This is a genomic window from Nocardia sp. NPDC004860 (genome assembly GCF_040609015.1).
In the GTDB taxonomy this organism is placed as follows: domain Bacteria; phylum Actinomycetota; class Actinomycetes; order Mycobacteriales; family Mycobacteriaceae; genus Nocardia.
Genome location: NZ_JBEXJI010000025.1, coordinates 51512 through 73370, shown reverse-complemented (window position 1 = coordinate 73370; position 21859 = coordinate 51512). Strand labels below are relative to the sequence as shown.

17 protein-coding genes are annotated in these 21859 nt (G+C 70.0%); 7 read left to right on the top strand and 10 right to left on the bottom strand.

Annotated features, from left to right (window positions below):
- Position 1: 1 nt before the first annotated feature.
- From ABZV44_RS33740 to ABZV44_RS33710, 7 genes are all read right to left on the bottom strand, one after another.
- Entirely contained in the window at positions 2 to 166 is a 165-nt protein-coding gene (locus ABZV44_RS33740) for a hypothetical protein (protein ID WP_354845429.1), read from the bottom strand.
- Between the two features lie 209 nt (positions 167 to 375).
- Complete coding sequence (locus ABZV44_RS33735) at positions 376 to 2031, bottom strand: DEAD/DEAH box helicase (RefSeq protein ID WP_354845426.1); 1656 nt, start codon at positions 2029 to 2031, stop codon at positions 376 to 378.
- Positions 2032 to 2268: 237 nt separating this feature from the next.
- Positions 2269 to 3627, bottom strand: coding sequence for a M1 family metallopeptidase (locus tag ABZV44_RS33730; RefSeq protein WP_354845423.1), 1359 nt, complete (start codon positions 3625 to 3627; stop codon positions 2269 to 2271).
- On the bottom strand, positions 3624 to 7523 hold the full coding sequence (locus ABZV44_RS33725; protein WP_354845421.1) for a Pls/PosA family non-ribosomal peptide synthetase: 3900 nt from the start codon (positions 7521 to 7523) through the stop codon (positions 3624 to 3626). The genes ABZV44_RS33730 and ABZV44_RS33725 overlap by 4 nt, the downstream gene beginning before the upstream one ends.
- Positions 7524 to 7687: 164 nt before the next feature.
- The gene (locus ABZV44_RS33720; RefSeq protein WP_354845418.1) at positions 7688 to 8632 is read right to left on the bottom strand and encodes a PHB depolymerase family esterase; all 945 of its coding nucleotides are present in this window, start codon (positions 8630 to 8632) and stop codon (positions 7688 to 7690) included.
- Between the two features lie 47 nt (positions 8633 to 8679).
- Positions 8680 to 9216, bottom strand: a complete 537-nt coding sequence (locus ABZV44_RS33715) for a gluconokinase (RefSeq protein WP_354845415.1) — start codon at positions 9214 to 9216, stop codon at positions 8680 to 8682.
- Between the two features lie 8 nt (positions 9217 to 9224).
- Positions 9225 to 10634: a gluconate:H+ symporter gene (locus ABZV44_RS33710; protein WP_354845412.1), complete on the bottom strand. Its 1410-nt coding sequence runs from the start codon at positions 10632 to 10634 to the stop codon at positions 9225 to 9227.
- A 123-nt stretch (positions 10635 to 10757) separates the two neighbouring features.
- Between ABZV44_RS33710 and ABZV44_RS33705 the strand changes: the two genes are divergently transcribed.
- Positions 10758 to 11495, top strand: coding sequence for an FCD domain-containing protein (locus tag ABZV44_RS33705; protein WP_354845409.1), 738 nt, complete (start codon positions 10758 to 10760; stop codon positions 11493 to 11495).
- A 46-nt stretch (positions 11496 to 11541) separates the two neighbouring features.
- Here ABZV44_RS33705 and ABZV44_RS33700 read toward each other — a convergent pair whose 3' ends face one another.
- Positions 11542 to 11985 carry a hypothetical protein gene (locus tag ABZV44_RS33700; protein WP_354845406.1) on the bottom strand — a complete coding sequence of 148 codons (444 nt, stop codon included), beginning with the start codon at positions 11983 to 11985 and terminating at the stop codon, positions 11542 to 11544.
- Positions 11986 to 12239: 254 nt separating this feature from the next.
- Between ABZV44_RS33700 and ABZV44_RS33695 the strand changes: the two genes are divergently transcribed.
- The 3 genes from ABZV44_RS33695 to ABZV44_RS33685 all read left to right on the top strand — a co-directional run bounded on the left by ABZV44_RS33695 (position 12240) and on the right by ABZV44_RS33685 (position 16375).
- Entirely contained in the window at positions 12240 to 13742 is a 1503-nt protein-coding gene (locus tag ABZV44_RS33695; protein ID WP_354845404.1) for a serine/threonine-protein kinase, read from the top strand.
- 217 nt (positions 13743 to 13959) lie between these two features.
- Positions 13960 to 15135: a cytochrome P450 gene (locus tag ABZV44_RS33690; RefSeq protein ID WP_354845609.1), complete on the top strand. Its 1176-nt coding sequence runs from the start codon at positions 13960 to 13962 to the stop codon at positions 15133 to 15135.
- 10 nt (positions 15136 to 15145) lie between these two features.
- On the top strand, positions 15146 to 16375 hold the full coding sequence (locus ABZV44_RS33685; protein ID WP_354845401.1) for a cytochrome P450: 1230 nt from the start codon (positions 15146 to 15148) through the stop codon (positions 16373 to 16375).
- 94 nt (positions 16376 to 16469) lie between these two features.
- Here the strand turns inward: ABZV44_RS33685 and ABZV44_RS33680 are convergent, their stop codons facing one another.
- Complete coding sequence (locus ABZV44_RS33680; RefSeq protein ID WP_354845398.1) at positions 16470 to 17888, bottom strand: amidase; 1419 nt, start codon at positions 17886 to 17888, stop codon at positions 16470 to 16472.
- 263 nt (positions 17889 to 18151) lie between these two features.
- Between ABZV44_RS33680 and ABZV44_RS33675 the strand changes: the two genes are divergently transcribed.
- Positions 18152 to 18559 carry a hypothetical protein gene (locus ABZV44_RS33675; RefSeq protein WP_354845396.1) on the top strand — a complete coding sequence of 136 codons (408 nt, stop codon included), beginning with the start codon at positions 18152 to 18154 and terminating at the stop codon, positions 18557 to 18559.
- 213 nt (positions 18560 to 18772) lie between these two features.
- Positions 18773 to 19798 (top strand): alpha/beta hydrolase family protein, encoded by a 1026-nt coding sequence (locus tag ABZV44_RS33670; protein WP_354845394.1) that lies wholly within the window; start codon positions 18773 to 18775, stop codon positions 19796 to 19798.
- Positions 19799 to 19808: 10 nt separating this feature from the next.
- On the opposite strand, the gene ABZV44_RS33665 is transcribed toward ABZV44_RS33670, so the two are convergent.
- Positions 19809 to 20333: a PadR family transcriptional regulator gene (locus tag ABZV44_RS33665; protein ID WP_354845391.1), complete on the bottom strand. Its 525-nt coding sequence runs from the start codon at positions 20331 to 20333 to the stop codon at positions 19809 to 19811.
- A 118-nt stretch (positions 20334 to 20451) separates the two neighbouring features.
- On the opposite strand from ABZV44_RS33665, the gene ABZV44_RS33660 reads away from it, so the two are divergent.
- Complete coding sequence (locus ABZV44_RS33660; protein ID WP_354845388.1) at positions 20452 to 21756, top strand: carotenoid oxygenase family protein; 1305 nt, start codon at positions 20452 to 20454, stop codon at positions 21754 to 21756.
- Positions 21757 to 21859: the final 103 nt, after the last annotated feature.

Below are 21859 nucleotides of genomic sequence, written 5' to 3'. Positions count from 1 at the left end.
CTCAGCTCGCCAATTCGCGGGCCAGCTGGACGGCCGCTTTCATATCCGGCGCGTACCCCACGCGCCACTGCAGCCGATCGACCGGCGTCACCGAGACCCGATAGCGATTCTCGACCCGTTCGAACTTGACGATGACCCGCTCACTCAATGGGGCGTCGGGCTTCATGACTTGTCTCCTGACCCCTGTCAAAGCGTCCGGGACGACAGATGAGAATTTACGAGGTAAGAGCGGGTAACTGCTTGCTATCCAATAACTGTAGGAAAATCTGCGCCCGCTAGATACGGGCAAATGTCACATTCCGGACGCACTCTCCCGGCCGCCGCCGCGCCGCGGGCGCACCGGCGAGGTGGCCGCGGCGGCGGTCGTCGGGGATGTCAGTTGGCGCGACGACGGCGAGGGGCGCCGTCGGTGCGCTGGGATGCGGTCCGGCCGGACGTGCCGCGCGTCCGCGGTTCGGCGGGGGCACCCTGCCGCGCATTGGCCGTGCCGCGGCGCTCGGTCCGGGCGCGGGTGCCCTGGTTCTCGTCGCGGGTGACACCGGTACGCGGATTGTGGCCGTTCGAGGTGTTGGTGGCCGAGGCGCGAGGCTTACCGCCGGCACGGCTTCCCGCGCGGCGGGCGGGCCTGCCGTCGGTGGCGGTGTCGGGCTTCCGTACCGCGGGGCGGTCGGGGGTGCGCGCATCGTCGGCGTGCTGGGAGCCCTGCCTGCGGCGGTTCCGAGGTGCGGTCTGCTTGGCGTCGGCCGCGGCCGGGCGGGTCCGCTTCTTGGGCTGGCGGGCGCCGCGTGCGGGGGAGGCGGCCGAGGTGTCCACGCGGTGCGGTGCGGCGGCCTCGGCCGCGGGGAGGGCGACCAGCGGGGCCACCTCGCCGATCAGCTGCGTGACCGCCGGGGAGTCGGCGGTGACCGACTGCGGGGTGGCGGTGATCTTGGCCTTGCGCATGAGCGCGGCGAGGTCGGTGCGCTGGTCGGGCAGGACCAGGGTGATGACGTCGCCGTGGTTGCCGGCGCGGGCGGTGCGGCCGGAGCGGTGCAGGTAGGCCTTGTGCTCGGCGGGCGGATCCACGTGGACCACGAGTTCGACGCCGTCGACGTGGACGCCGCGGGCCGCGACATCGGTGGCGACCAGGACCTTGGCGGTGCCGGCGGCGAAGGCGGCGAGGTTGCGATCGCGGGCCGGCTGGGTGAGATTGCCGTGCAGGTCGACGGCGGGGATGCCGGCGGTGGTGAGCTGGCGGGCCAGCTTGCGGGCCTGATGTTTGGTGCGGGTGAACAGGATTCGGCGTTCGGACCCGGAGGCCAGGCGGTGCACGACCGCGCGCTTGGCCTCCGTGGTCGGCACCTCGAACACGTGGTGGGTCATGGCGGCGACCGGCGAATTCGCTTCGTCCACAGCGTGTTTCACCGCATCGGGGAGGAACCGCTGGACCAGCTTGTTGACGCCGTTGTCCAGGGTGGCCGAGAACAGCAGGCGCTGACCGTCTTCGGGCGTCGCGGCCAGGATGCGGGTGACGCCGGGCAGGAAGCCCAGATCGGCCATGTGGTCGGCCTCGTCGATGATGGTGATCTCGACCGAGTCGAGGCTGATCAGGTCCTGCCGCATCAGATCCTCGAGGCGGCCCGGGCAGGCGATGACGATGTCCACGCCCCGCTTCAGTGCCTGTACCTGCCGATGCTGGGAGACACCGCCGAAGATGGTGGTCACCGACATGCGATAGGCGGCCGCGAGCGGCTCCAGGGTGGCCGCGATCTGGGTCGCCAGTTCCCGGGTCGGCGCGAGCACCAGCCCGGCCGGGTGATTCGGCGCACACCGCTGGGCGCGCTCGCCGAGGCGATCCACCATCGGAATGGAGAACGCCAGGGTCTTTCCGCTGCCGGTCCTTCCGCGCCCGAGCACATCGCGCCCGGCCAACGAATCGGGCAGGGTGTCGGCCTGGATGGGGAAGGGCTCAGTGATGCCGGCGTTGGTGAGCGCACGGACCAGAGGGTCGCGGACGCCGAGCGCGGCAAAGGAGGCAGGGGCAGAAGTCATCGGTGTTGCAGTGCCTTTCGGGCATCGGGGTGTGCCCGAGCCGTGCTGCGGATCTCGGATCCGCGCCGGGGGCACAAAGGTGGCGAGATTGCCAGTGGGCAAAATCGATCGCCGTAAGGAAAGCTAAGCCGCGCAGTGGGGGCTGCTTGGAAGTTCGTAGCGATCTACGACGCTGATGTGACCGTGCGTTTGTCCGGGCCCGGCACATCCATGATCAACAACGTGTTCGCTGGGAGTCTACCCGGTATCGGAAGTGGCCCCGAACGCGGGGAGCGCGGGTAATTGGGGTAGGGGCCGGGCGTGCAGCCAGCTGTCCCAGAGTGATCGCAGTGACCTGGTGCTGTAATGCCCTGCCAGATCGGTGAATTCCTCGGTGGTGATCGAGGCGTGGCGGTACCGCGCGGTCCACTCGCGCAGCAGATCGAAGAAGACGGGATCACCGAGTGTGAGCCGCAACGCATGCAGTGTGAGCGCACCGCGCTTGTACACCCGGTCGTCGAACATGTGATCCGGTCCGGGGTCGGCGAGCAGGAGGTCCTGCGGCAGTCGCGTTAGATTCCGGTGTGCGGTGCGCGCCAGCTGGTCCGCGCTCGGCCCGCCGGCCGCCTCCGACCAGATCCATTCCGCGTAACAGGCGAAGCCTTCGTGCAGCCAGATATCGCGCCAGCGTGCGATGGTCAGGCTGTTGCCGAACCACTGGTGGGCCAGCTCGTGCGCGACCAGCCGCTCGTAGCCGCGCCGCCCGTCGCAGTGGTTCGCCCCGAAGACCGAAATACCCTGCGCCTCAATGGGAATCTCGAGTTCGTCATCGGTGACCACCACCGTGTACGCCTCGAACGGGTACGGCCCGAACTTCTCGGCGAAGACCTCCATCATGCGCGGCTGCCGCGCGAAGTCGTGCTCGAAGGCGGCGCGCAGCCGCGGCGGCAGCACCGCCTGCATGGGCACCGCGCCGCGCGGCGCGTCGACCCGCTGCTTGCGGTACTGGCCGATCTGGATGGTGGCCAGGTACGTGGACATCGGCTCGGGCTGCTCGTACACCCAGGTGGTCTGGCTGGCCTTGGTCTGCTTGCGCACCAGGGTGCCATTGGCCTGCGCGTAGTACGGCGAGTCGGTGGTGATCGAAATCCGGTAGCTGGCCTTGGAACTCGGATGATCGTCACATGGGAACCAGGAGGCCGCGCCATTGGGCTGGCTGGCCACCAGCACGCCGTCGGTGAGCTCCTCCCACCCGACCTCGCCCCACGGGCCGCGCAGCGGCCGAGGCGGGCCCGCGTACTGCACGGTGAGCGCCAGCACCCCGCCCGCCGGAATCCGCTGCCGCGGCGTGATCACCAATTTGCCGCGCTGATGGGTGAATTTGGCGGGCTTGGCCCCGTTCACGAACACCTTGGACACCGCCAGCGCCTGAGACAGGTCCAGCGCGAACCGATCTCGCACGCCGGTGGTGACCGCGGTGATGTCGGCGCGCCCGGCCAGCCGGTTACTGGCGACCTTGTACACCAGCTCCAGCTCGTAGCGGGAGACCCGGTAGCCGCGATTCCCGTTCTGCGGCAGGTAATCGTCGATGGGCTGGTCGAGCCGGTCGGGCATCATCGACCGCCCTCCGGCCAGGGTGCGATGGGGTTGCCCCACCAGCGCGTGGACGGCGGCACGCTGTCGCCGCGCATGACCAGCGAGGCCGGTCCGATGGTCGCGCCCGCGCCGATCACGCTGGCGGGCAGGGCGACACAGTGCGGTCCGAGAGTGGCGCCCGCACCGAGGGTGACGGTGTCCATGGCCATGATGCGGTCGTGGAACAGATGGGTCTGCACCACGCAGCCGCGTTCCACGGTCGCGCCGTCACCGAGTGTCACCAGGTCAGCCTCCGGAAGCCAATAGGATTCGCACCATACCCCGCGGCCGATGGTGGCGCCGAGTCCACGCAACCAGACATTCAGCACGGGCGTACCGGTCGCGGCGCGCGCGAACCACGGTGCGGCGACATGCTCCACGAAGGTGTCGGCGACCTCGTTGCGCCACACGAACGAACTCCACAGCGGATGCTCCTCGGTGCGAATCCGGCCCACCAGCAGCCATTTCGCGAGCACCGAAGCCACGCCGGCCGCCGCGCCCGCCGCCAGCAGCACCACACCGCTGAGCAGTGCGGCGGGCAGGTGGCCGAGGGTCCGGGCCAGCCAGGCCAGGGCGAACAGCACGCCCAGGCCGATCGCGAAGGTCACGAACACCGGGATCAACCGGCAGGTCTCCACCACCGCGCGAGCCACGCGCAGCCGGAACGGCGGATCGAAGGTGCGTGCGGTGTCACCGGATTCGGCGGCGCGGCGCAGGCGGGTCGGCGGGCTGCCCAGCCACGACGAACCGGCCTTCGCCTTGGACGGCGCGGCCGACAGCACGGCGACCAGGCCGTTCTTGGGCACCCGCCGCCCGGGCGCGGTCATGCCGGAGTTGCCGAGGAAGGCGCGCTTGCCGACCTTGGCCTCGCCGATGCGCAGCCAGCCGCCGCCGAGTTCGTAACTGGCGACCATGGTGTCGTCGGCCAGGAACGCGCCGTCGGCGACCACGGTGAACTTCGGCAGCAGCAGGACCGTCGAAACCTCCACGCGCTTGCCGACCTTCGCGCCCAGCAGGCGCAGCCACACCGGAGTCAGCAGGCTGGCGTAGAGCGGGAACAGGAAGGTGCGCGCGGAATCCAGCAGCCGTTCGGTGGCCCACGCCTGCCAGCCCTGGCGGCTGCGCACGGGGTGGTGGCCCTCGGTCAGCCCGATACCGAGCAGCCGCACGGCCACGATGGTGACCGCCGCGTACACGCCCAGCACCAGCAGCATGGCCACCGGCAGGACGGCGAAGGCACGCTCGAATCCGGCTGCCAGCGTCCGGGTGTCGCGAATCCACCAGGCGATCAGCAGACCCCCCGTGCCCAGCGCGAAGACCGGCACCGCGGCCAGCACCATGGAGGTGATGCCGAAGATCGCCACCCAGTGCGCGGCCCGTGCGGGCGTCTCGTCGGGCCAGCGATGCTGTGCCCGGCCGACTTTCACGGCGGGGGAGCCCGCCCACTCCTGTTCGGCCTTCACCTTGCCCGACACCGAGGAGCCGGGCGCGATCTCGGCATTGCGTCCGATCCTGGTGCCGGGCAGCAGGATCGAGCGGGCGCCGACCACCGCGCCCGGCCCGATCTCGATCGGCCCGATGTGCACGAGATCGCCGTCGATCCAGAAGCCGGACAGGTCCACCTCGGGTTCGACGCTGCAGCCGTCACCCAGCTCCAGCATGCCGGTGACCGGCGGCAGCGTGTGCAGGTCGACGCCCCGGCCCACCTTCGCGCCCAGCGCCCGCGCGAACGGCACCATCCACGGTGCGCCCGACAGGTTCTCGGCGCCGCTGGCCTCGGACAGTCGCACCGCCGTCCACAGCCGCAGGTGCACCTGCCCGCCGCGCGGGTAGGTGCCCGCGCGCACGCCGCGCAGCAGCAGCCGGGAACCGGCCACGCACAGCGCCATCCGCCCGGGCGGGGAGATGAAGAGCAGGAACGCCACCAGCATCCACCACCACGACAGGTGCGGCAGCCACGGCAGCGACCCCGACCAGGCGGCGACATTGCCGACGATCGCCAGCCAGGTCAGCCATTGCAGACCGGTCAGGGTGGTGAGCGGAATCGTCGCCAGCACCTGGAACAGCTGCGCCGACCGGGGCACCGGCCGGACCAGTCGCTCCTCGACCGCCGCGGTCGGGGCGAAGCCGTCGAGCAGGGCGGCCAGGGCGCCCAGCCGTGGATGGTCGTAGAGGTCCGCGACGGCGATGCGCGGCTGCCGTTCCCGCAGCGCCGCCACCAGCTGGGCGGCCGCCAGCGAGCCGCCGCCCAGATCGAAGAAGTCGGCGTCCGGGTCGGTGACCTCCGCGCCGAGTATCGAATCCCACAGTCCCGCGACCCACCGCTCGGTCTCCGACAGACCGCTCTCGGGAGTGGCGGCGATGGCCTTGGGCAGCGGCCAGGGCAGCGCGTCGCGGTCGACCTTGCCGGAGGTACGGGTGGGCAGTTCCCCGACCACGGCCAGTCGCGGCACGAGCGGGGCCGGAAGCTGTTCGGCGAGAATGGTTCTCGCGGCGGTGAGGTCGTAATCGGCGCCGGGTCCGGTCAGGTAGCCGACCAGGATCTTGTTGCCCGCCTTGGTGGTCCGGATCGCGGCCGCCGCGCCCGTCACACCCGGCAGATGCTGCAGCGCGTTGTCGATCTCGCCGAGCTCGATGCGGCGGCCACCCAGTTTGATCTGATCGTCGGCCCGGCCCAGGAAGACCAGTCCCTCGCGATCGTTGCGCACCAGATCGCCACTGCGGTAGGCGCGTTCCCAGCCGACCGACGGCAGTGGCGCGTACTTCTCGGCATCCTTGGCCGGGTCGAGATAGCGCGCCAGCCCGACGCCGCCGATGACCAGCTCACCGGATTCGCCCTCGCCCACCGGATCTCCGGCCGCGTCGACGACGGTCAGGTCCCAGCCGTCCAGCGGCAGCCCGATCCGGATGGGGAAGCCGCCGTCCAGCAGCGCGGCGCAGGCCACCACGGTGGCCTCGGTGGGGCCGTAGGTGTTCCACACCTCGCGCTCGGAATGCTGGTTGCCGGCAAGCCGTTCGGCCAGCTCGGGCGGCACCGCCTCACCGCCGAAGATGAGCAGTCGCACGGGTTCGAGCGCCTCGGCCGGCCAGGTGGCCGCCAGCGTGGGCACGGTCGAGACGATGCTGATCTCCCGGCGGACCAGCCACGGCCCCAGATCGGCGCCGGTCCGCACCAGCGCGCGCGGCGCCGGGACCAGGCAGGCCCCGTGCCGCCACGCCAGCCACATCTCCTCGCAGGAGGCGTCGAAGGCGACCGACAGTCCGGCCAGCACCCGATCCCCGGGCCCGATCGGCGCGTCCTGGAGGAACAGCCGCGCCTCGGCATCGACGAACGCCGCGGCATTGCGATGGGTCACCGCAACACCTTTCGGTGTGCCGGTGGAGCCGGAGGTGAAGATGATCCACGCGTCGTCGGCGGGCGTCGGCACGGCCGTCGACGTCACCCGATCGCCGGATTCCCTTGCCACTCCGGTGGATTCGATCCCGGCCGCGGTCACGATGGCCGAGACCCGGGCCTCCCCGAACACCAGCCGCGCGCGTTCGTCGGGATCATCGGCGTCCACCGGCACGTACGCGGCTCCGGCGTGCAGGACCGCCAGGATCGTGATGTACAGCCCGCGCGTGCCGGACGGCATCCGCACCCCGACCCGGTCGCCCGCCCGCACCCCGGCCGCGGCCAGGCGCTCGACCTCGAGCGCGATCTCCGCGAGCAGCTCCGCGTATCCGAGTTCCACCTCACCGTCGTCGAGGGCGGGTGCGTCGGGGTACGCCGCGGCGGTGGCGGCGAGAATATCGACCAGTGTGCGGGCCGGCGGTGCGAGGGCGGCCCGCAGCATCGGGGTCGCGACTATCTCGGTATCGGCCTGCTGTTGCGGCATTAGGTGCTGCCCACCTCTCGTGGAACCATCCGGCGCTTGTGCGTTGGTTGTTTCATACGAGAGTTACCGACAGGCAAACTGTGAGGCGGCCATTGGTCCACGGTACCGGTATGTCCTGGTCGTCCCGTGTTCACCTGGCGGCTACACGTGGATTCATCGGGCGGCTAGGCGTGGAACTGGGCGAAGAATTGCCAGATCACGTCGGTGGCGTCGAACTGGTGGGTGACCTTGCCGACAATCACCTGCGGCAGGTATTGCGGGCCGTCCGGCCAGGTGTGGCCGCCCTCGGCGATCGAATAGAGCTCGACCTCGGCGCCGTTCGCGCAGTCGGAGGACTGGACGGTCACGGTGGTGCCGTCGTCGGTGCGCTGCGGGAGCGTCGTCGTGGTGGCCGCGTCGCAGGAGTTCTTTTCCCGCCACAGCTGCTGGGTGGCGTCGACCGAGAGCACCGGGCTCGAGCCCGCACCGTGGTGGCCGGAGGTGACGCGCACGACACCGCCGCCATAGGGGACGATCGGGTCGGAGGTGCCATGGATCTCCAGGACCGGCAGAGAATGGGTTGGGGTGCAAGCGGATACGTCGGCCTGCGGGAGCGGGCCCGCCACCGGGGCGATGGCCGCCAGCTTCCCGGACAGGCGGCAGCCGAGGTCCTCGGTGAACATGCCGCCATTGGACATGCCGGTGGCGTAGACGCGGGTGGGGTCCACGGAGTCGTTCGCGATGATCCGGTCGATCACGGCCGCAACGAAACCCACGTCGTCGATATTCGCGGCGCTGGCATTGGTGTCGTCGCCACGGCCGTCGTTCCAGGACTTCTCGTAGCCGTTCGGGTAGACGGCGATGAAACCATCGGCGTCGGAGGCCTTGTCGAAGCCGAACGAACCGGCCATGTTCTCGGCATTGCCGCCGCCACCGTGGAAGGCGAGCACGGCCGGCAGCAGGCCCTGCGGGCGGTTGGCGGGGTAGTGGACGATGTATTGCCGCTGCAGTCCACCGTATTCGAGGGTGACGGTGGTGTCGCCGGCGGCGCGGGCCTGCGGGTGCCCGCACCCGGCGGCCATGAAGGCGGTGGACAGCAGGATCGCTGCGGCGAATCTCGGTGCGTTCACGCGAGTGATCGTAGAGAGCCAGCCTGAAGCTGAGCTGAAGCTTTGTGTCAGCTGTGAGCCCGGATGGCGGCCAGTGCCGCGGCGGCGACTTCGCGTGGGGGAGCGCCGATTTCGATGCTGAGAATATGCTCGTCGGGACCCGGCGCCTCGAGGGTGCCGAGCTGGGAATCGAGCAGGCCCGGCGGCATGAAATGGTCCATGCGCGCGGTGAGGCGGCGCTGCAACTCGTCCCGGGAGCCCGTGAGATGCACGAAGGTCAGCACCGCGCCGGGATGTCCGGCGAGGCTGCGGCGCAGCACGTCCCGGTAGGAACGCTTCAAGGCCGAGCAGGTCACGACGGCCGAGCGGCCCGCCGTGAACTCGTCGGACATCCAGGCCGCGATGGCCTCCAGCCACGGCTCCCGATCGGCGTCGGTGAGGGCGTGGCCCGCGGCCATCTTCGCGATATTGGCGGGCGGATGCAGGTCGTCGCCTTCCAGGAGATCCCAGCCCAGGCTGCTGACCAGCATGCCCGCGACCGTGGATTTCCCGGATCCGGAGACACCCATGAGCACCACGATCTGCGGTCGCGCGGGGGTTGCCATCGCTGCTCCTAGACGACCGCGCTCAGGGCGAGCACGCCCGCCAGCCCGGCCAGTGAGATCACGCATTCCATCAGGCTCCACGACTTCAGCGTCTGCACGACGTCCAGGCGCAGATACTCCTTGACCATCCAGAACCCGGCGTCGTTGACGTGCGACAGGAACAGCGAGCCCGAGCCGATCGCCAGCACCATGAGCGACACGTGGGAGGTGCTGAGCCCGGCCGCGACCGGAGCGAGAATGCCCGACGCCGTCACCGTCGCGACGGTGGCCGACCCGGTGGCGACCCGGATCAGCGCGGCCACGAACCAGGCCAGCAGCAGCACCGGCAGGCTGCTGTCGCGAATCGCGTCGGCAATGGTGCCGGCGATGCCGGTGTCGACCAGCACCTGTTTGAAGCCACCGCCCGCGCCGACGATCAGCAGAATGCCCGCGACCGGCGGCAGCGCGCTGTTCATGGTGTCGGCCAGGGCGTCCCGCGTCATGCGGCCGCCACGGCCGAGCACGATCATGCCCACGATCAGCGCGATACCCAGTGCGACGACCGGGGTGCCGAGCACATCCAGGACCTTCTTCACCTGGGATCCGGACTTCGGCGACACCACGTCGAAGACCGCGCTACCCAGCATCAGCACGACCGGCAGCAGGATGGCCGCCAGCGTGGCGGTGAAGCTCGGCCGCGGCCCCTTCGCCGCAGCGGGCTGCTCGGCGGGCTCACCGGTCGAGAACAGTTCCGGGACCGGCACATTCACCCAGCGCGCGGCCAGCTTCCCGAACAGCGGCCCCGCGATGATCACCGTCGGCACCGCGACCAGCACACCCAGGCCCAGCGTCAGTCCGAGATCGGCTTTCAGCGCCGCCACCGCGACCAGCGGACCCGGGTGCGGCGGCACCAGCCCGTGCATGGCCGACAGGCCCGCCAGCGCCGGAATCGCCACCGCCATCAGGGGAAGTCGCGACCGGTTGGCGACCAGCAGGATGACCGGCATCAGCAACACCACGCCGATCTCGAAGAACATGGGCAGGCCGATGATCGCGCCCACCAGGCCCATCACCCACGGCAGCGCCCGCGGCCCGGCCCGGTTCACCAGGGTGTCGACCACCTGATCCGCGCCGCCGGAATCGGCGAGCAGCTTGCCGAACATGGCGCCGAAGCCGATCAGGATGCCGACGCTGCCCATGGTCGAGCCGAAGCCCTTGACGAAGGAGGCCACGGTGTCGGCCGCGCCCAGCCGGGCGACGACCCCGACCGCGACCGCGCCGATGGCCAGCGCCAGGAACGGATGCATTTTCAGCCAGGTGATCAGGCCGACGATGAGCGCGACACCGAGCACGGCCGCGGTGATGAGCTGGGCGCTGCCGGTGTGCCGGGTGGCCGTGTCGGCCAGGTTCGCGACAGCGAGGGGTTCGAGGTTGGGCATGACGCTTCTTCGAGTCGAGGTGGAGTGATCCAGGGCACAGAACCCAATATGGAGGACTATATCAAGCCGTTCCGCAAATAAGTACTACGTATTCCCCTCTGGATGCCGATAGATATGCCTCGGATGTGTGACACTGAAGCCATGGTCGACCGCGCCGAGTCCTTGCCCCTGCACGAGTCGGTGCTGGATCGGCTCGGTGCCGACATCGCCTCCGGTGGCATCGCGCCCGGCACGCGCATCTCCTCCGACGAGATCGCCACCCGCTTCGACGTCTCCCGCACCGTTGCCCGCGAGGTCGTGCGCGTGCTGGAATCCCTGGGCATGGTCAGCATCCGCCGGCGCGCGGGCATCACCGTCCTGGACCCCGCGCACTGGCATGCGCTGGACCCCAAGCTGATCCGCTGGCAGCTCGCCGGCCCCCACCGCTTCGCCCAGCTGGCGGGGCTGGCCGAACTTCGTTCCGGCATCGAACCACTGGCCGCGCGCGGGGCCGCCGCGCACGCGACGCCGGAGCAGTGCGCGGCCCTGACCGCGGCGGTCATGGGTATGTCGGCCACGGCCCGCGCCGCCAACACCGCCGCCTATCTCGACCACGACATCGCCTTCCACGCCACCCTGCTGGCCGCGTCCGGCAATCCGCTGCTGCAGGTCTTCGCCCCGATCATTCGCGAAGTCCTCACCGGCAGAACCGAACACGAGCTCATGCCGGCGCAGGCCAATCCGCAGGCCCTGCAGCTGCACGCCGCCGTCGCCGCGGCGATCCAGTCCGGTGACGGCCCCGGCGCCGAATCCGCCATGCGCGAGATCGTGTCCGAATCCGCCACCGCGATCGCCTGCCTGCGGCCGGCGACGTCCGAATAGCGCTGCGGCCAGGGCACAGTGCTCGCGCAGGGCATACAGCGCTCGCTCAGGGCACGATCAGATACCACTCCGCCCACGGGCCCTGCAGCGGCCAGCTGTTGGCGAACAGCTTGGCCAGTCCCATCCCGACCCACAGGTCGACCGTCTGGGTCTCACCCGGACCAGCACCGGTGCGGACATACACATCCCGCGAGCCGCCGCCCGCGGAACCCAGCCAGCCCAGCACGATGTGATTGCCGCACGGCCCACCCAGATACCCCAGCGGTGTCACGTGCGCGGTCACATGGCCGGGCATGCCGTGCGCGACCTCCAGGCCCACCGTGATCTGCCCCGCACAGAAATTCGCGTCCCCGAAGGTGAACACCGTGGTGCCGAAGGGCGCCCACTGCGGCAGCCAATCCGCCTGCGCCGGGGCCGCGCCCACCCCGCCGATGCCCAACGCGAGCCCGGCGGCCGCGATCACCCCCGCCAGCATCCGTACAGTCCTCATCATCGGATGTCCTTCCGGCCGGCCGAATTCCACGACCGCACAGCCCGGCTCCTGCCATCCGGCCCGAGACGACCCCCGGCGACTCGCCCCGTTGCGCGCGTAAGCCGTTCCCCTCCAGCGTATCCAATCCGCACACCCCGTTCACCCCCGTTTCGTGCCGGATGCCGGGCCGCGGAACCGGGTGGGGCGGGGCGGCGGACTCGGCCCCGGGTGCCCGGTATTGTCTGCGGTGCACGTGGATCGGGAGGATTTGGTTGGCTGAGCAGCTCCGGACCGGCGTGGTCTTCGCCGGATATCGGGTCGAGCGACTACTGGGTGCCGGTGGGATGGGCGAGGTGTATCTGGCCCACGATCGGGACCTACCCAGGTTCGTCGCATTGAAGCTGCTCAATCGCGTGGCCAGCGATGACGACGAGACCCGGCAGCGTTTCCTGCGGGAGGCGAACATCATTGCCCGGCTGTCGCATCCGAACATCGTCACCATCTACGCTCGCGGCGAGGAACAGGGACAGCTGTGGCTGGCCATGGCCTACGTCGACGGCTCCGATCTCGCCGCGGAACTGCTGGGCGGGCCCCTGGAGCCCGCCCGCGCCGCCGCCATCACCGCCGACCTGGCACGCGCCCTGGACTATGCCCACGAGGCGGGCGTGCTGCACCGCGACGTCAAGCCCGCCAATGTGCTGCTGACCGCCCAGCCGCGAGAGTGGGCGCTGCTCACCGACTTCGGCATCGCCGAGTCCCGGCACGAGGTGCGCGGCATCACCGAGAACGGTGAGGTGGTGGCCAGTTTCCAGTACACCGCGCCGGAGCGTTTCAGTGGCGAGGCCCGGGTCGACCGCCGCGCCGACGTCTACTCCCTCGGCTGCACGCTGTTCGAAATGCTCACCGGCGCACCGCCGTTCGCCGACACGGATCTGCCGCGGCTGATCTACCGGCACGTCCGGGCGCCGGTGCCCTCGGTGCGGGAACGGAATCCGGCGCTGCCCGCCGCCCTGGATCCGGTGCTGGCTCGGGCGATGGCGAAGAATCCCCGGGCCCGCTTCGCCACCTGCACCGAGCTGTCGGTCGCGGTGAGCGAGGCGATCGAGGGCGCGCGGCCTCGGACACCGGCGCCGCCGCCTCGGGAGACGCACAGCCACAAGGCGACTCCATCGTCGCGCCAGTGGACCCGCTCGCGCACCCTGCTGGTGTTCCTGGCCGTGGCGCTGCTGGCCGGAGCGGCGGCGGCCGCCGTCGGAATCCTGACCACGCTCGCCGACTCCAGCCCGCACAGTGCGGCCGGGGCCCCGACCAGCTCCACGGCGGCAGCACCCACCCGCCGCAGCACGAGCGTCGTCCCCACCTCGATCACCACCTCCGCGGGCGCGGCCGCGGCCGCCGACGGCTGCCAGTCCCGCCGCACCCCCGACGGGGTGACCGGTACCGATCCCGGCGGCATCGCCAGCGGCCCCGATGCCGTCCTCGCCTTCGAGTACGCCTACTACGTGCTCCGCTCCGGCAGCGTCGCACGGGAATTCGTGGCCGAGGACGCGGCGAATGTCGCGGACGCCGCCAAGATCCAGAGCGGCATCGACTCGCTGCCCATCGGCACCCGCTACTGCGTGCAGGTCAGCCGGATCGCCGCCGCCGACGACGACCACTGGGCGGTGAAGGTCGCCCAGCAGCGTCCCGGCGAACTCCAGGACGTCTTCACCCAGACCGTCACCACCCGCACCGTCGGCAGTCGCACGCTCATCACCTCGATTGTCGAGGAGTAGGACCGGTGGTTGCCGTTTCACAAAAGGGGTGGGTGTGCTGCGAGGCTGCTAGGGTTCGAAGCGTTGACTCGACGGGGACGACCCGGTGGGTCCGGTGAAAGTCGTTCGTCGGTAGGGAGTTTCGGACTTGGAGTCGACAGGATCGTGGGGCGTGGTCTCGGGAGCTGGGGGATGCCCGGTGCGCGGAGGATCGCCGGTCGGAGTGGCAGAGCCCCGGATGCTGTTGGGAACACCGGAATTCGCGGCCGATCCGCACCGCGCCTATCGCGAGATGCGTCGGAAGCACGGCTCCATGGTGCCCATCGAGCTGGCGCCCGGCGTGCCCGCGACGCTGGTGGTGAGCTATCGGACCGCGCTGCGAATCCTCAATGATCCCGAGCACTTTCCGGCCGATCCGCGGGTCTGGCAGGAGGGCATCCCCGAGGATTCGCCCATCCGGCCGATGATGCAGTGGTACCCCAACGCGCTGCGCAACGCGGGCGCCGAGCACACCCGCTACCGGCAGGCCTACACCGCCGGTATCGACGGGATCGACCTGCACGCCGTGCATTCCACGGTCGAGGAGATCGCGGGCCGGCTCATCGCGGGCCTGGCCGTCGAGGGCGGCGCGGACCTGGTGTCGCAGTACGCGCTGCCGCTGGTGTTCGAGGTGCTCAACCAATTGGTCGGCTGCCCAGCGGATATCGGCCAGCGGGTGGCTACCGGCATGGCCGCGCTGTTCGACACCGTCAATGCCGCGTGGGGCATGCAGACCCTGGCCGAGGCGCTCATGGAGCTCATCGCCATGCGCCGCGCCGAGCCCGGCGACGACGTCACCTCGCGCATGGCCCATCACTCGTCCGCGCTGAACGACGAGGAGATGCTGTATCAGCTGGTCAGCTTCTACGGCGCGGGCCTCGAGCCCATGCAGAACCTGATCAGTAACACCCTGCTGCTCATGCTCACCGACGACCGTTTCGGCGGAGACATGCTGGGCGGCAGCCTATCCACCCGCGACGCGCTCGACGAGGTGCTCTTCAACGACCCGCCGATGGCCAACTTCTCCATCAGTTACCCGCGTCAGCCCATCCTCATCGACACCACCTGGTTGCCCGCCCATCAGCCGGTCCTGATCAGCCTCGCCGCCTGCAACAACGATCCCGAGATCGCGGGCGGCGACCGCACCGGCAACCGGTCGCACCTGGCCTGGAGCGCGGGCCCGCACGCCTGCCCCGCCCGATCGGTGGCCTACCTGGTCGCGCAGACCGCCATCGACCAGTTGCTGGACGCGGTGCCGGACCTGACGCTGGCCGTCCCGAAACACGACATCTCCTGGCGACCCGGCCCGTTCCACCGCGCCATGGTGGCACTGCCGGTCGAATTCCCGATCAGTCCCGCGCTGCGCGCGATGTAAGGAGCGCTCCATGTCCCAGAGCCCGATCGTGCTGGATGTCACCGGCACCGATATCCAGGGCGAATCCGCCCGGATTCGCGAGCAGGGCCCGATCACGCTGGTCGAGCTGCCCGGCGGCGTGACGGCGTGGTCGGTCACCGACCAGGCCGTGCTCAAGACCCTGCTGGCCGATGCCCGCGTCTCCAAGGATCCGCGCCAGCACTGGTCCGCGTTCATCAACGGCGAGATCACCGAGGCCTGGCCGCTGCTGCCCTGGGTGGCCGTGGAGAACATGTTCACCGCCTACGGCGCCGACCACCGCCGGCTGCGAAAGCTGGTGTCCCCGGCCTTCACCCACCGTCGCACCACCGCCATGCGCGAGCGCATCGAGGCCATCGTCGCCGAGCTGCTCGACGAGCTGGCCGCGCTCCCGGCGGGCTCGGTCGCCGATCTGCGCTCGCTCTACGCCTACCCGGTGCCGATCCGCGTGATCAGCGGCCTCTTGGGGGTGCCCGAGCACCTCGACGCCGCCATCCACAAGTGCGTCGACGGCTTCTTCGACGGGTCCCTGTCCGCCGAGGAGTCCATGGCCAACTTCCTCGAAATGTACGAGCGCGTGGGCGAACTCGTCGCCTACCGCCGCGACAACCCGGGCGACGACATCACCAGCGCCATGATCGCCGCCCGCGACGACGAGGACGGCTCGCAGCTGGCCGACAAGGAACTCGTCGAAACCCTCATGCTCGTCATCAATGCCGGGCACGAGACCACCGTGAACCTGCTCGACCAGGCCATCGTCGCCCTGCTCACCCACCCGGAGCAGCTGGCCGCGGTCGTCGCCGAGCAGGCGTCGTGGAACGACGTCATCGAGGAGACCCTGCGGTTCCAGTCGCCGGTGGCGCACCTGCCGCTGCGATACGCGGTGGAGGACATCGAGATCGACGGCTTCACCATCCCCAAGGGCGAGGCCATTCTGGCCTCCTACGCGGGCGCCAGCCGCGACCCGCGGATCCACGGTGCGACCGCCGACAGCTTCGACATCCACCGCGACACCAAGGACCAGCACGTCGCCTTCGGCTACGGCGCCCACCACTGCCTGGGCGCCCCGCTGGCCCGGCTGGAGGCCGCCATCGCGCTGCCCGCCCTGTTCGAGCGCTTCCCGAACCTCCGGCTGGCCACGGACGCAATGGAATTGACCCCGCTGGGCAGCTTCATCTCCAACGGGCACACCAGCCTGCCGGTGCGGCTGGGCGGCGAGTAGTCACGACCGTTCGCGGGCCGGGTTCGCGCCCGGCCCGCGAACACGGCTCCGCGGCGGGGCTCGACACCGGCTCGGCCTCGGGCTTCGAGAGGAATCAGCCTGCGGCGATGGGCGGCCGTACGGTGCCGAATCCGGTGGCCTGCTCGAAGGCGTGCCCGACCTCCAGAACCAGGCGGTCGGCGCGATGCGGTCCGACGATCTGCAACCCCACCGGCAGCCACGCCGTGGTGAATCCGGCGGGCACCGACAGGGCCGGACATCCGGTGGCGCTGATGAAATACGCCGACCGCATCCAATCCAGATAGGTGTACATCGGCTCGCCGTCCACCGTGTCCGGATACTCGAGCTCCACATCGAACGGCGGTACCTGGCTCACCGGCAGCAGCAGCACGTCATAGCGTTCGAAGAACTCCCGCATCCGATGGAACAGCATCGTGTGCAGCACTTCGGCTTCGGCGATGTCGCGCCCGCTCAGCGCCAGCCCCTGCTCGATGTTCCACACCAGCGACGGCTTGACCCGATCCCGGTACGCCAGTATCGGTTCCAGCGCCAGCGCGAACAGCCACGCGCGCAGCGTCCGGAAAACCTGTTCTGCCCCCGACAGATCCGGGCAGTCCGCGGTCACGACCGCACCGAGTTCGGCGAACACCCGGACCGCGGGTTCGAGCACGTCCCGCACCGCCCGATCGACCGGCACCGCGCCGCCCAGATCCGGCGACCACGCCACCCGCAGCCCGCGCAGATCCCGGTCCAGGGATCCGGTGAAGATCGAGCCGGGTTCGGCGATCGCGATGGGACTGCGCGGATCCGGGCCCGCCAGCACCGACAGCAGCAGCGCCGCATCGGCCACCGTGCGCGCCATCGGCCCCTGCACCGTCAGCGTCGCCCATGCGTGCGGATCCGGCCAGGTCGGCACCCGGCCCGGCGACGGTCGGAAGCCCACCACATTGCAGAACGATGCCGGATTGCGCAGCGACCCGCCCATATCGCTGCCGTCGGCCAGCGGCTGCAGACCGCACGCCAGCGCGGCCGCGGCGCCACCGCTGCTGCCGCCCGCCGACTTGCCGAGATCGTAGGGATTGCGGGTGGCGCCGAAGATCGGATTCACGGTGTGCGAGCCGGCCCCGAACTCCGGCACATTGGTCTTGCCCACGGTGATGACCCCGGCCGCGTGCAGCCGCTCGACCAGCAGCTCGTCGCGCTCGGGGATCTGCTGCGCCAGCAGCGGGCTGCCGTAGGTGGTGCGGATGCCCGCGGTGTCGTGGGTGTCCTTGTGCGCCATCGGAATTCCGTGCAGGGGACCGGGTTCGGCCCCGGCGGCCACCCGCTGGTCGGCGGCGCGGGCGGCGTCGAGCGCCTGCTCGCCGACCAGGGTGACGATGGCATTGACCTTGGGATTGATCCGCTCGATCCGATCCAGGTGGGCGCGTACCACCTCGACGGCCGAGACCTGGCGGGTGCGCAGCCAGCCGGCCAGCTCCCGCGCGGACGCGTAACAGATGTCGGAATCCACCGGCGCTCCTCATGATCCGGATGCGATTGCCTCGGCTCCCATAGTGACGCCCGCGGCCCGAATCCTCGACCCCTGTCGTGCACCCGGATGCCCGGCTCGATGGCTGCCGCGTGATTGCGGGGTGGATGCGGGACCCGCGCGCGGTGTGGTTCTCCCGCTTCCCGGGGGCCGGGGGTTGGACGACGAAGCTTCGGCGCGATACTGGCTGTGCTCTTTCCGCGTGTGTTCAGTGATCCAGATCCGTCACACAGGAGGAACGAAACATGGTCATCATTCCGACCCATCACCGCTCCACCGTCACCGCCGCTGCCGTCGCGGCCCTGGGCGCGGGGGTGCTGCTCGCCGCGGCGCCCGCGCTGGCCGCCAACTCCATCACGGTCGAATCGGCGGGAGCCTCGTCGATCGGCATCGACTACATGTGCGAGGCGTCCGCGGGCGTCGCCGGCATCCTGGCCATGGTCGGCGATCCGAACGCGGACCGGCCGGCCGCCACCGGCCAGCAGGACTCGTTCACCTGCGACGGCTCCCAGCACGCCGCGACCATCGCGCTCACCCCGGTGGCGGGGGAGACGCCGCTGGTAGCGGGCGCCCCCGTGCAGGTCCGGGTCGCGCTGGTCGATCAGAGCCAGACCGTCGTCTCCGGGACTGCGAGGTTGCTCACCCTCGGCTGAGCCTTCGGTGCGCAAGCTGTTTTCTGCCCGACAACATTCGGAAACCTGCCGTTAGAAAGCGGCTGCCAGACTCGCCGCCGCGCGCCCGATGAGCATCCCGTCGGGCCGCGGACGGCCGTCGCCGTCGGAGCAGAACAGTCGCCAGGTCAAGCGCGCCGGCGGCACGCGAGAACCAGGACCCCGGACGTGCGATACCGCTCGATGATTTGCAGCATGGCAGTAATGGCTGCGGCGGGGCTCGTCTCGCTGTCCTCGACACCCTTCGATCCGGTGGCGCGTGCCCAACCGGATGTGATGGCGCCCGCCGGTCCGGGGACCGTACCGGCGGCGCCGGACGGTTCGGCCATTGTCGGCAGCCGGCGCGTCGACGATCGGCACCTCGAACTCACCGTGCACTCCGCCGCCATGAACCTCGACTTTCCGGTGGATGTGCAGTTGCCGGCCGACCGGTCCGCACCCCGCCCAGTGCTCTACATGCTCAGCGGCGGCAGCGGCGGCAAGGGCGCGGCCTCCTGGGATCGCCGCACCAATGCCTTCGACTTCCTGGCCGACAAGGACGTCAATGTCGTGCAGCCCATCGGCGGCGCGGCGTCCTATTACGCCGATTGGCGGCAGCCGGATCCGCGACTGGGCGTCATGAGGTGGTCGACCTACCTCACCGAGGAGCTGCCCCCGCTCATCGATGCCGCGCTGGGCACCAATGGCGTGAACGGTCTTGTCGGAGTATCGATGTCGGGGACGTCGGTCCTGCAGCTGCCGATCGCCAAACCCGGCCTGTACCGCTCGGTGGCGGCCTTCAGCGGCTGCGCGCGGATCGCCGATCCGGTGGGCGAGATGTATGTCCGGATCACGGTCGGGTTCGGCGGTGGCGACGCGGGCAATATGTACGGCCCGTCCGGCGACCCGATGTGGGCGGCCAACGACCCCTATCTGCACGCCGAGGCACTGCGCGGGCTCGACCTGTACCTGTCCAGCGGCAATGGCATGCCCGGGCCGCACGACAAGGCCGGGGACCGCCACTTCGCCGGTGCCGGAGACAGTCTCGCGAACCAGATCCTGGTGGGCGGCATCCTCGAGGCCGCTGTCGACCAGTGCACCCACGCCATGGCCGACCGGCTCGCCGACCTGGGTATCCCGGCCACCGTGGAACTGCACCCCTACGGCACCCACTCCTGGGGTTACTGGGACGACGAGCTGCCCGCTTCCTGGCCGGTGCTGGCGCACGGGCTCGGGTTGTAGCGCGAGCCGGTCAATTCTGTTCCGGCGGTAGCTGTTCCAGCGCCCATCGGGCCCAGTCCCGGTTCATGGCGGTGGCCCGGGCGCCGTATTCCAGCGCGAGGTGGCCGTATTGTGACAGGTTGCTGTCGGTCCAGTCGATGTTCTGCTCGAGTTCGCCCAGTTCGGCGTGGGCATGTTCGGCGCGTTCCGCGATGCCGGCCAGGTAGGCGCGGGCCTGTTCGGGCGGCAGGATGCCGAGGAAGAACACGCGCAATAGCGTGTCATTGCGCGTCACCTGTTTCGGCCGGGTGGTGGTGAGCCAGGTGCGCAGGTCGTCGAGCCCGGCGTCGGTGATGGTGTATTCCTTGCGGCCGCGCGGGCCTTCGTCGCTGACGGCGATGAATCCGGTGTCGGCGAGTTTGGTGAGCTCGGTGTAGATCTGGCTCTGTGTCGCGGGCCAGACATTGGCCAGCGAGTGCTTGAAGGTCCGCAGCAGGTCGTAGCCGCTGGCGGGACCGTCGGACAGCAGCCCGAGCAGGGCGTACCGGAGACTCATGCGCTCATCTTACATTCCAGTATTGACATGTCGAGAATGGAGGCCCAAGCTTGGACATGTCAGAACTGGAATGTCGCGACGTCGAGGAGCCCGCTCCTTCGGCAGGCAGGTATCGAACATGACCACACCTCCCCACCTCACCGGCAACTACGCGCCCGTCGCCGACGAGCTCACCACCCTCGACCTACCCTGCACTGGAACGATTCCCGAGGAACTCACCGGCTGGTACCTGCGCAACGGGCCCAACCCGCACGCGGCGGCCTCCAAACACTGGTTCCTCGGCGACGGCATGGTGCACGGCGTGCGGATCGAAGGCGGGCGCGCGGTCTCCTATCGCAATCGGTGGGTGCGCACCAGCACCTTCACCGACGGCGCCCGGGGCATCGACGAGCAGGGCCGGCGGGATTTCACTGCGGGCGTGGCGAACACGCACGTCATCCGGCACGCCGGACGCACGTTCGCGCTCGTCGAATCCTCGTTTCCCTGTGAATTGACCGCCGATCTGGACACTCTGGGTCCGCACGATTTCGACGGCAAGCTCACCACCGCCATGACCGCGCACCCGAAGACCTGCCCGGTCACCGGGGAGTTGCACTTCTTCGGCTACGACTTCTTCGAGCCCTACCTGACCTATCACCGCGCCGACGCGGCCGGCACGCTCGAGCTCAGCCGCCAGATCGAGGTCCCGGCCGCGACCATGCACCACGACTTCGCGCTCACCGCGAACCACGTCGTATTCATGGATCTGCCGGTGGTTTTCGACCTGCCGACCGCCATGACCGGTGCTGGCATGCCGTTCCGGTGGAACGACGACTACCAGGCCCGTCTCGGCATACTGCGCCGCGATGACCCGCACGGCGACGTGCGCTGGTTCGCCATCGAACCCTGCTATGTCTTCCACACCCTCAACGCGCACGAGGAAGACGGCCGGATCGTGCTGCACGCCATGCGCTATCGGAGCATGTGGCGCACCGACTCCCGCGACTTCGACGAGGGCGCGACCCTGTGGCGCTGGACCATCGACCTCGCCACCGGGGCGGTCCGCGAGGACCAACTCGACGACCGCATCGCCGAATTCCCGCGCATCGACGACCGCCTCGCGGGCCTGAACGCCCGCCACGGCCACGTCTCGGTCTCCGACGGCGGCACCGGCGCGCTGCTCCGCTACGACCTCCACACCGGCTCGAGCACCGCCCACACCTTCGGCCCCGGCCGCCTCCCCGCCGAGGCATCCTTCGCCCCCGCAGACGAAACCCCGGGCGGCGCAGGCTATCTCATGTCCTACGTCTACGACTCCGCCGAGGACCGCAGCGACCTCGTCATCCTCGACGCCACCGACCTGGCGGCCGCACCGGTGGCCACCATCCACCTGCCCCGCCGCATCCCGTACGGCTTCCACGGCAACTGGCTGCCCGACCACTGAGACGCGGGAGTGGGCGAGCCGCCGACCCCTGCCGGTTCCCAGCCCTGCCCGCGGGGGGACGACCTCGGGCGCCCACCGGAGAACTCGATCCCGCCCAGCTGCA